Genomic DNA, 10252 nt, shown 5'->3' with positions numbered 1-10252 from the left:
GGCGACGGCGCCGGCGGAGCGCACGAGGCCGCGCACGAAGCTGGCGCCCTGGCCGTGCCGGACGGCGGGCGGCTGGTAGCCGCCGCGGGCGCAGGTGGTGAGCAGGTCGTCGTAGAGCGCGGGGGCTCCGGCCCGCGGGAAGAGGATCAGGTCGAATCCGGCGAGCGCGGAGAGCGGCACTTCGGCGGACCGGGCGGCGTCGGCGCCGCGCGGCAGCAGGACGCCGAGTTCGCGTCGCAGGACCGGGCCGAGTTCGAGGCCGGTGACGTCGCAGGGGTGGTGGATGAACCCGACGTCGAGTTCGTGCGCGGCGAAGCGGGCGAGCTGGTCGGCGGTGGAGAGCTCGTGCAGTTCCAGTTCCACGCCGGGGCTGCGGTCGTGGAACGCGGTGAGGAGGGCGGCGACGGTGTCGCCCGCGATGTCGGGCGGCAGCCCGGCGCGCAGCAGGGCGCTGTCGCCGTCCCTGATGCGGCGCGCGGCCGCGCGCAGCGCCTCGGAACGGGCGAGCAGTTCGCGTGCCTCGGGGAGCAGCAGCAGGCCCGCCTTGGTGATGGCCACCTGGCGGCTGGTCCGCTCGAAGAGCCGCACCTCCAGCTCCCGTTCCAGCCGCTGGATGCGCTGCGACAGGGGTGGCTGGGCCATGCCGAGGCGGGCCGCGGCACGGCCGAAGTGTGACTCTTCTGCAACAGTCACGAAGCATTCCAGGTGCCGGATCAGGTCCACGACCAGCGATCATACGCGATTTTTATCGATCGCCGATCGATATCGGAATTGGACGCGAACCCGGGCCGGTTGTTCTCCTCACGGCATGACACACCCTTCCTCCTCTCCCGCCACGGGCTCCTGGACCACCACCACCCACCAGCACCGGGGCCGTCGCCGCGCCCTGCGGGCCGGCATCGCCGTGGCCCTCGCGGCGGCCACCGCCACGGCCGCCGCGGCCTGCGGCACCTCCCTCACCGGGCCCGGCACCCCCAAGGCCGCCGGGACCCCCGATCCCGCGGCGGCCGCCGAGGCCCAGGCCTTCCTCGCCGACTGGGCGGGCGGCCGGCTCGACAGCGCGGCCTCCCGCACCACCGACCCCGCCAAGGCCCAGGAGGTGCTGCGCAACTTCACCGCCGGCCTCGACCTCGGAAAGCCGGAACTCACCCCCGAGCCCGCCGGCCTGCAGGGCGACCACTCGGTCAGGGTCGCGTTCACCGCGAAGATGCCCGTCACCGGGCTGGGCACCTGGACCTACCGGTCCGAGCTGCCGGTGCGGAAGCAGGAGGGCGGGGCCTGGAAGGTCGACTGGTCGATGTCACTCGTCCACCCGCGCCTCAGCGACAGCGCCAAGTTCCGCCTGGACCGGGAGGACACCTCCCCGCCGAAGGTCACCGACCGCAACGGGGCCGCCCTGACGGGCGACGACCTGCCGTCGCTGCGCCCGGTGCTCGCCCAGCTCACCAAGGGTGGCTCCGCGCCGCGCGGCGCGATCCGGCTCGTCGACCGCGCCACCGGCGAGGTCACGGGCACCGAGACCACCTTCGGGGCCGAGGACGCGAAGCCGTCCGACAAGCCGCCGGCCACGACGCTCGACGCCACCTGGCAGGCCGCGGCGGACAAGGCCCTGGCCGACAAGGCCGGCGGCAAGAACGCCTCGCTCGTCGCCCTGCGGGTCGACAACGGCGAGATCCTCGCCATGGCCAACTCCCCCGCCACCGGCTTCAACCGGGCGCTCTCCGGCACCTACGCGCCCGGCTCCACCTGGAAGATCGTGACGAGCAGCGCGCTGCTGATCAAGAACGCCGTCAAGCCCGACGACGTCGTGGACTGCCCCAAGTACCTCACCGTCGGCAAGGAGTTCCACAACGTGGAGACGTCCGAGTTCCCGGGCGCCACCTTCCGCAAGGACTTCACCAAGTCCTGCAACACCGCCTTCATCAGCCTGCGCGGCAAGCTCGGCGACAGCGAACTCGGCGACGTCGCGCGGGACTACTTCGGGGTCGGGCAGGAGTGGCACGTCGGGATCCCGTCGTACGACGGCTCGGTGCCGGTGCCCAGGGACGAGACGGAGAAGGCCGCGTCGATGATCGGGCAGGGCCGGATCCAGGCGAACCCGCTGGTCATGGCGTCCGTCACGGCGACCGCGGCGTCCGGCCGGTTCCACCAGCCGACGCTCGTCCCCGGCGGCGCGGACACCACCTCGACGAAGCCGCTCCCGCCCGCCGTGGTGGACCAGCTGCGCTCGCTGATGCGGGCCACCGTCACCGACGGGACGGCGCACGTGCTCGCCGACCTGCCCGGCGAGATCGGCGCGAAGACCGGCACCGCCGAGGTCTCCGAGAAGGACCCCAACAACGGCTGGCTGGTCGCGCGGCGCGGCAACGTCGCGGTGGCGTGCGTCGTCGAGCAGGGCGTGACGGGCGGCGGGTCGGCCGGGCCGATCCTGCACAGCCTGCTGGCCGCCGTTCCCGGCGACCCGTCATGACACCGGGCCGGGGACGGTACGGGACCGTCCCCGGCGTGCCGCCCGCAGTCCGGGCCGCCAGCGGTCAGGAGAGGACGGCGAGTTCGGCCACCACCGCGCGGTGGTCGCTGCGCGGCAGGGCGTGCTCGGAGACGCCGACGGCGGCCAGCCCGGGCCCGTGCAGGACGTGGTCGATCTGGATCACGGCCGGGACGCGGTAGTCCGGGTGGTCCTGGGGCCAGGTCGGGAAGAGGCCCGCGCCGAGCTCCTCGTGGGTGTCGGCCAGGCCGGTGCCCATCAGGTCGCGCATCGGCTTGTGGTCGAGGGTGGCGTTGAAGTCGCCCAGCAGGACGGCGTTGCGGGTACGGCCGGGCGCGGCGGCGCGCAGGTCGTGCAGTCCCTCCGCCCAGCGGCGGGCGTCGCCGAGCGGGTAGTAGGTGTGCACGGCGACCAGCTGCACCGGGCGGCCGCCGACGTCGACGGTCAGGTTGGTGGTCGGCCAGGCCGGGTCGGCGGCGGAGCCGACGGGCAGCCGGGTGTACAGCGCGGTGTCGGTGCCGACCGGCCGCTCCCGGTGCGGCAGCAGGGCCCGGATGCCGGCCGCGTCCAGCGCGTCGGCGGCGGAGTCGCTCTGCTCCTCGACCGCGAGCACGTCGATCCGCTGGTCCCGCACCAGGTCGACCAGGGACTTCGGCGAGACCTGCCCCATGAAGTTGTTGCTGGTCGCCACCCGCAGCCGGGGCGCGTCGGCGGGCGCGTCGGCCGCGTCCGGGACGAGCCGGGGTATCAGCCACCACAGGTGCAGCACCACCAGCGCGGCCGCGGCCAGGCTCAGCCACCGGGCACGCAGCACCGCCACCACCACCAGCAGCACCACGCCGAGCAGCGCCGCGTACGGCAGCCCGGCCATCGGCAGGGCCCACACCGTGCCGTCGTCCCACCCGCACAGCCGCACCACCGCGAGCACGGCCGGGCCCAGCAGCAGCACCCCGCACCCGACCAGCGCGGCCGCGCGCCCACGGCCTCTGCGGGCGGGCGACGAGCCCTTCGACCTACCGTCCGTCACGGTGCTCCTTCCAGGGGCGGCTGCCGACGGCCGTGATCTTCGACCGCCGTCGTGAACCACGGACGCCCGCGCCCCCGGCCCGGTTCCGCCCGCCGGGGCCGCCCCACCCCGTCCGCCCGCACGCGTCAGCGCGGGACGGTGGTGGCCGGACGCTTGACTCCGGCGGCCCCGGCCTCGGCGGTCAGGTCGAACGGCGGGTGGGTGAAGGGTGGTTGGCCGAGCGCGGGCCGGTCGGTCAGCGGGGGGCCAGGTCAGCGGAGGCTCCAGGTCAGCGGGGTCGGTCCGGCCGTGCCCCGGTAGCCGAGCGAGCGGTTAAGGGCCTCGGCGTCCGGGGAGGCGGTGAGGTCGATCCGGCCGCAGCCGCGGGCGGCGAGCCAGTCGTGCACGGCCGTGACGGCCCGTCGGGCGTGTCCCCGGCGGCGCTGGGCGGGGTCCGTCGCGACGGAGGCGATGTGTCCCACGGAGAGCCCCTGGACGGGTCCGGGCATGCGCATGCGGTCCGTGAACCGGCCCCACCGCGCAGGACGGCAGCCGGACGCCGTCGTCGACGACGAGCGCGGCGAACCGCTCCTCCTCGGCGAGCCGCGCCCGGGCCTCGGGGCGCGCGTCCTGTGGTGGTCCCGGGTCAGTGCGGCGCGGTCTGCCGGACCGCACCCGAGGCGAGGAGCCAGCTGACCATCCGGCCGCCGGTGTCGATGGCGGAGTGGTACGCGACGCCGGCGGCCTGGGGGTCCGCGGATTCCGGCCGTTCCGCGAGGTCGCGGCAGACGGCGGTCAACTGCCGGTAGCCGGCCAGCATTCGGGACCACAGCTGCTGTCCGGCCGGATCGGGCACGGTGAAGTACCCGCCGGCCTGCCGCGTCGCGCCGTCGAGCGCGTCACAGGTGTCGCCCACCTTCCGCATCGCCGCCTCGACCTGGGCCTCGGAGCCTCCGTTCGTGGCGGTGCTCACCACGGCGTCGATCGCGGCGGCGTAGTCGCGCTGCGCCGTGTAGAGCCCGTTGACGTGGTCCAGGCCGCCGACCGCGGCCCAGGCCTGCCGCTGGGCCAGGGCGATCGCCGGCGAGGGAGCGGTCGTGCGCTGGTCCAGCATCGACTCCCCTCCCCGGCCGCCCCCGCCGCGCGGGCCGGGAAGCTGGACGGCGATCACCACCGTCGCCGCGACCCCGGCCACGACCACCGCGCCGGCGACCGCCCGTACGGCGTGCCGCCGCGTCCGGCGGTGCGGCCCCGGCCCGGCGACCGGTACCGCGGCGCACCGCCCGGCCCGGCCGCGCCGCCGCCACAGCAGGCCCGCGCCCCGGCCCGCGAAGGCGGCCAGGCCCGCCAGCAGCGTTCCCAGGGTCAGCGCGAAGGCCGTCTCGATCTGCAGCAGCCTCCACACCACCTCCGGCCGCCAACCGCACACGTGGGTCATGACGTTGAACGGGCCGACGCAGCCGTCCGCGCTCATCAGGAGGAAGGAACCCACGGTGCCGACGAGGGCGGTGACACCGGCCGTGACGAGCCCGGCGAGCAGCCAGGACGACCTGGCCACGGCGGCGACGACGGCTGCGGTCAGGGCCATCGCGGCGCCGAGCACCAGGACCGGCCCCATCAGGTACGTGACCTGGAACGGGCCCGAGCTCCGCACGGCCGCCGGGGACGGCGTGTGCAGATGGGCCTTCGCCGCGGCCAGTCCGGCCCAGCAGAGCAGGCCGCCCGCCAGTCCCGCGGCCATCAGCCGCCCGGGTCGGGCCGGGGACGGTGGCGGCGGTGCGGCCGGGCCGGCAGGCGCGGACGGGCCGAGAGGCACGGGCGGTTCGGGAACCGCAGCCGGCTCGGGCTGTGCGTCACCTACCGCGGGCGGTCCGGCCGCGGGCGGCGGCACGTCCGCGCCGAGCGGCCCCCCGGACAGCCCACCGGGCAGCGCCCGCGCGAGCCACTTCGGCCGCCCCGTCGGCCGCCCGGCCGCCAGGGCGAGCAGCGGCAGCAGCCAGAGCAGCGCCACGGCCCACCACAGGCTGTGCGCCGCGGTGAGGGCGCCGGGCAGGACGCCCAGCACCGCGATGGCCTCCAGCAGCGGGCCGATGTGGGCCGGCGGCAGGCCGGGCAGGCCGTACGCGCCCAGGAGCCCGGCCGTGGTGAACGGCCATCCCGCGGTCAGCGCCTCGCCCTGGGTGTACCACCAGTACAGCACGCAGCCGAGGGCCAGCGAGGCGGCCGCCAGGCCCACGAGCATGACCGGGCGCAGCGAGCGCCCGCGCCAGGAGGCGATCCACCACCCGGCGTTCTGGGCGGTCCACGCCATCACCAGGACGAGCGCGGCGACCAGGATCAGCAGGGCCTCGGGGTGGGCCGGCCACCAGTGGTTCAGGGCCGCCCTGGGCCCGAGGAGCTCACCCGCGACCAGGCCGGTGCCGAGCCACAGGCCGGCGGGCCACCCCGTCGGGGTCCGGCGCCCGGTGAGAACGGCGTACACCGCGGCGCGCCACACGGCGACACCGCCGATGCCGACGACGAGGGCCGCGATGAGCACCGCCTTGGCGGGGAGGGCGTCGAAGGGCAGGCTGCCGAGCTGCCAGACGAGGATGTCGGCCGCGAGCCCGGTGAGGAACAGCGGCAGGGCGTCCAGCGCGAACAGTGCCTTCGGGTCGGTCAGCGAGGCGCGGCGCAGTTCCCAGGACGGGTGGGTGCGCCAGAGTTCGACGAACCCGGCGAGGGCCCGGGGCAGGCCGCGGCCGGCGCGCGGCGCGGCGGTCACGCTCCAGGACTCCCGGCTCGCGCCCCAGCGGGCGGCCATGAGGTCGGCGTAGATCTCGCGGTTGCGCAGGATCCCGGCGCGCGTGAGGTGGACGGCGACCACGATCAGCAGCCCGAGCACCAGCTGGTGGGTGTTGAACGGGGCGAAATGCCCCCGGGCGTCGGCGGTTCCGGTGAAGAAGAGGTTCTTCACCCCCACCGCCGCCCACGGGAGCAGCACCAGCAGGAGGAAGACGCGCCACAGGGCGACGGTGGCGTAGGTGATGCCGACGTCCTTGTTCCGCAGGTGCGCGAGCTCGTGCAGGACCACGGCGCGGAAGCGGTCCCGGTCCGTGCCGCTGGTGGCGAACAGCCCGCCGTACAGGCACACCGTGGGGCTGCGCCAGCGGCCGAACACGACGGCGCCGACCTCCGGCACGACCGGGTCGACCACGAAGCGGGGCGCGCGGGCGAGTCCGGCGGTGCGCACCAGCTCGTCGAGCTGCTGCCGCAGCCGTCCGGTCGGGTCCAGTTCCGCCACCGCGACGACCCGGGTGCGGCGCGCCTTCCACACCGGCAGCAGCCAGTACAGCGCGAGGACCGCGACGACCAGCAGCACGCCCACGGTGACGGACACGCCGTCGAAGTTCTGGACGTAGCGCGCGGTGCACGCCTTGAGCGCGGACGCGTTCCGGGTGGACTGGACGAGGCCGGAGTTCACGGACGCGCCGGGGTCGAAGCCCGCGGCCAGCTGACAGGCCATCTCCTTGTCGGCCTGCGGGGAGGAGGCGAGGAGCTGCCAGACGGTCCGGGGGACCATGTCGACGCCGGCCGCCGCCAGGAGGAGCAGCAGCAGGACGAAGCGCAGGGTGGTGCCGGCGGCGAGGACCCGCTCGTCGGGCGCGGCGGGGGCCGGGCGCGGGGCCGCCTCGGGGGGTCCGGGGGGTCCGGGAACTTCGGGGGCTTCGCGGGCATCGGGGGTGGCTTCGGCGGGGACGTCGGTCATCGCGTCTCGCCGTCGGTCACCGGGGCCTGCGCCGCCGGGGCGGGTTCGGTCGGGGCGGGTTCGGTCGGGGCGGGTTCGGTCGGCTCCGGTGCGGCCCGGTCCTGCGTGACCGCGTCCGATGCAGTCGAGTCCCGCGCGGCCGGGTCGAGCGCGGGGCCGACCGGTTCGGCCAGGACCAGCCGGGCCACCACCGCGTCGGCGATCGCCGACGCGCGCTGTTCCGCCATGCCCCGCTGCGCGGCGGACTCCAGCACCGACTGCCGCACCTCGGCGAGCTGTTCGCGCGTCAGCGGCGGAACCGTCACCGGCTCGGCGCCCTTGCGGAAGACCTTGCGCAGCCCGGCCCTCATCCCCTTCGCGGCGCCGTCCACCGCGGCACCCGCGAGCTTCTGCCCCACCGCGTCCAGTGCCAGCCACACCACGGGCGTCACCAGCGCGGCGACCTCGCCGAGCCCGAAGCCCAGTGCCTCGCTCCGGCTGCGGCCGGCGAGCCGGCGCACGACCGAGGCGTCGTCGAAGCGGGTCAGCCACACGACGAGCGGCAGTTCCTCCGCGGCGGCCTCGGCCACCACGTCGCGTACCACGTCGCGCACCCGCGTCGCACCGCCGGCCTCGGACTCTCGGCTCCCGGGGTGAGCTGCTTCGGAACCCATGGCACCTCCGTGGTCAACTTTCGGTGCGTTCCGGCCAGTTGACGCACCGTTCCCACACTGGCCGAAGGAGTCCGGGGCGGCAAGACCCGGCGGCACTCCTCCTATAATGCGCAGCCGCCGCGACGCCGCCCGCCGACCGCACTGGGCACCCCGGCCGAAAACCGTCGCATACGCAGCTCCCCTCCCAGAAAACTCGGATGGACAGGGTCTCGGGCCGCGGACGAGGCTTCCCGTAGTCAAGCCGGAACCATTCCCCTTCCGGAGGGAGCTCCTCATGACACGACCCCCCAAGCGCAGGCGGACCGTCTTCACGGCGGGGTCCGCCGTTCTCCTGGCCGTCGCCGGGCTCGGCCTCACCGCGGCCCCCGCCCAGGCCGACCCGCCGCCGCGCGCCACCTGCAATCCCGAGATCGAATCGGTCTGGGACGACATCACGAGGGCCACCGTCACCCCGGTGGTCACCGAGTTCTCGTCCTTCAACGTCGTCCCCGGGACGACGGGTCAGCAGCAGCAGCGGCTCACCGAGATGACGTCGATCACCACCAAGATCAACAACACCGCCGAGTTCAACCTCAGCTACAGCTCGACCCTCGGCCAGGCCGGCATCAAGGCCGGGTTCCAGGTCGAAACCGGTCGGGGCAGCACCCGGACCACGGACACGCTCCGGACGGTGAACATCAACGCGCCGGGCAACTACGGGATCTTCCGCGGGTTCCTGCGCGTCGACGGCGAGTGGACCCGCTATCTGTGCGCCCGCTCGGGCCAGGGCACCGGGTACTGGGTCAACGCCAGCGCGAGCGCGAACGGCTCGGGCTACTACACGACGTACGGGGCGCCGAGCGAGGGCGTGGTGATCTGCTCGTACCCCGAACCGGCCGGCACCGTCCGCGAGGCGGCCCGCCTCGAAGTCTGCAAGCACTGACACCCGAGCACGTCCGACCCAGGAGGGAACAACATGGCGAAGTCCGGCAAGCGCTCCGCCCAGCGAATCGGAGCCGTGCTCGGCAGCATCGCCTTCGCCGGCTCACTGCTGACCGTCGCGGCACCCGCCGCACACGCGGCGAACCCGATGGACGGCTACACCTGCGAGGGCGGCGGGTACCGCATCATCACCCCGCACTCCGTTCCCGGGAGCCAGCCGCTGGTTCTCGGCTGGTCCCAGGCCTCGTGGGACAACGGCTCGATCGTCCAGTCGTCCTGGCAGGACGCCGCCAGCCAGCAGTGGACCCTGTGCGGCGAGAACAATCCGACGCGCACCGATGGTAAGTACTACAAAATGATGGACCATGCGCGCCACTGGTGCCTCGGCATCGACCGCGGCATGAACGAGGACGGCAACTGGCTGATCGACGAACCCTGCAATTACCAGGACAGCGAGGTCTTCTTCGTCCGGCCGGTGCCGGGCACCGACCTGAGCGCGATCATGGCCAAGCACAGCGGCCGCTGGCTCTCAGTGGACGGCACCAACAGCGGGTCGCACGTGATCCAGAAAGCCTTCAAGGCCGACCTGTTCCAGCTCCACAAGGTCTGGTAGGCGCCGCCCCGGCCGGCACCCGCTCCCGACGCGGTCGCACCCGTCGGGAGCGTACGGCCCACAGCCGGGCGCGCCGCCCGGACCGGCACCGGAACGACGTCCCGCGCCCGCGACCGCCTCCGGCCGCCGCGGGCGCGGGGTGCTATCCGCGCACCGGCTCCAGCACGAGGACCGGGATGACCCGGTCGGTCTTCTCCTGGTACTCGGCGTACGGCGGGAACGCGGCGACCGCACGCTCCCACCACTCGGCCCGCTCGTCCCCGGTGACCTCACGGGCCGTCATGTCCTGGCGGACCGGCCCGTCCTGGAGCTCCACGTGCGGGTCCGCGGAGATGTTGCGGTACCACTCCGGGTGCTGGGGGAAGCCGCCCTTCGAGGCCACGGCCGCGTAGCGCCCCTCGTGCTCCACCCGCATCACCGGAGCCTTGCGGATCTTGCCGCTCCTCGCCCCGCGCATCGTGAGGATGACGACGGGCAGGCCCGTGTCCAGGAGCGTCGTCCCCTGCGTGCCGCCCGAGCTCTCGTACAGCTCGACCTGGTCGCGCACCCACTGCGCCGTACTCGGCTCGTACTCGCCTTCGAGAGGCATCGCGCTCACCCCATTGTCCCGTCGTGAAAGGTGGTGTCCGACACATCGTCGGGAGTGCCCGCGACCGGCAGGTTGCGAGGATCGTCGAAGCCCTCGCTCCCGCTCCGGCCGGAGACACCTCCCGGTTGCGGAGCATAGCGGCAGCCGCCCGCGCGGCCGACCCCTCGCCGACGCACCGCTGGCAGCGCGTCGCACGGGGCGGGCGTCCCGGCCGCGCGGACGTCGATGCCGGAC

At 74.5% G+C, this 10252-nt stretch carries 9 protein-coding genes; 3 read left to right on the top strand and 6 right to left on the bottom strand.

What is annotated here, in order from left to right; all coding sequences use genetic code 11:
• Positions 1 to 693 (bottom strand): LysR family transcriptional regulator (locus tag AB0E96_RS32745; protein ID WP_359829423.1); only part of this gene is annotated, 693 nt, incomplete at its 3' end.
• Positions 694 to 808: 115 nt separating this feature from the next.
• On the opposite strand from AB0E96_RS32745, the gene AB0E96_RS32740 reads away from it, so the two are divergent.
• Positions 809 to 2470 (top strand): penicillin-binding transpeptidase domain-containing protein, encoded by a 1662-nt coding sequence (locus AB0E96_RS32740; RefSeq protein ID WP_359829422.1) that lies wholly within the window; start codon positions 809 to 811, stop codon positions 2468 to 2470.
• A gap of 64 nt (positions 2471 to 2534) precedes the next feature.
• On the opposite strand, the gene AB0E96_RS32735 is transcribed toward AB0E96_RS32740, so the two are convergent.
• The 4 genes from AB0E96_RS32735 to AB0E96_RS32720 form a co-directional block, all read right to left on the bottom strand.
• Complete coding sequence (locus AB0E96_RS32735) at positions 2535 to 3515, bottom strand: endonuclease/exonuclease/phosphatase family protein (protein ID WP_359829421.1); 981 nt, start codon at positions 3513 to 3515, stop codon at positions 2535 to 2537.
• A 251-nt stretch (positions 3516 to 3766) separates the two neighbouring features.
• Positions 3767 to 4003: a GNAT family N-acetyltransferase gene (locus tag AB0E96_RS32730; RefSeq protein WP_359829420.1), complete on the bottom strand. Its 237-nt coding sequence runs from the start codon at positions 4001 to 4003 to the stop codon at positions 3767 to 3769.
• A 137-nt stretch (positions 4004 to 4140) separates the two neighbouring features.
• A complete protein-coding gene (locus AB0E96_RS32725) occupies positions 4141 to 7242 on the bottom strand; it encodes a M48 family metalloprotease (RefSeq protein ID WP_359829419.1) in 3102 nt (1033 codons plus the stop codon).
• The gene (locus AB0E96_RS32720) at positions 7239 to 7835 is read right to left on the bottom strand and encodes a hypothetical protein (protein WP_359829418.1); all 597 of its coding nucleotides are present in this window, start codon (positions 7833 to 7835) and stop codon (positions 7239 to 7241) included. Before AB0E96_RS32720 ends, AB0E96_RS32725 begins: the two co-directional genes overlap by 4 nt.
• 334 nt (positions 7836 to 8169) lie before the next feature.
• On the opposite strand from AB0E96_RS32720, the gene AB0E96_RS32715 reads away from it, so the two are divergent.
• A complete protein-coding gene (locus tag AB0E96_RS32715) occupies positions 8170 to 8817 on the top strand; it encodes a hypothetical protein (RefSeq protein WP_359829417.1) in 648 nt (215 codons plus the stop codon).
• A gap of 33 nt (positions 8818 to 8850) precedes the next feature.
• On the top strand, positions 8851 to 9429 hold the full coding sequence (locus AB0E96_RS32710) for an RICIN domain-containing protein (RefSeq protein ID WP_359829416.1): 579 nt from the start codon (positions 8851 to 8853) through the stop codon (positions 9427 to 9429).
• Between the two features lie 142 nt (positions 9430 to 9571).
• Here the strand turns inward: AB0E96_RS32710 and AB0E96_RS32705 are convergent, their stop codons facing one another.
• Positions 9572 to 10018 carry a nitroreductase family deazaflavin-dependent oxidoreductase gene (locus AB0E96_RS32705; RefSeq protein ID WP_359829415.1) on the bottom strand — a complete coding sequence of 149 codons (447 nt, stop codon included), beginning with the start codon at positions 10016 to 10018 and terminating at the stop codon, positions 9572 to 9574.
• Between the last annotated feature and the right edge of the window lie 234 nt (positions 10019 to 10252).

Origin of the sequence: Kitasatospora sp. NPDC036755, assembly GCF_040636595.1 — a bacterium.
Classification (GTDB): domain Bacteria; phylum Actinomycetota; class Actinomycetes; order Streptomycetales; family Streptomycetaceae; genus Kitasatospora.
This window is presented reverse-complemented; position numbering and strand designations above follow the sequence as displayed.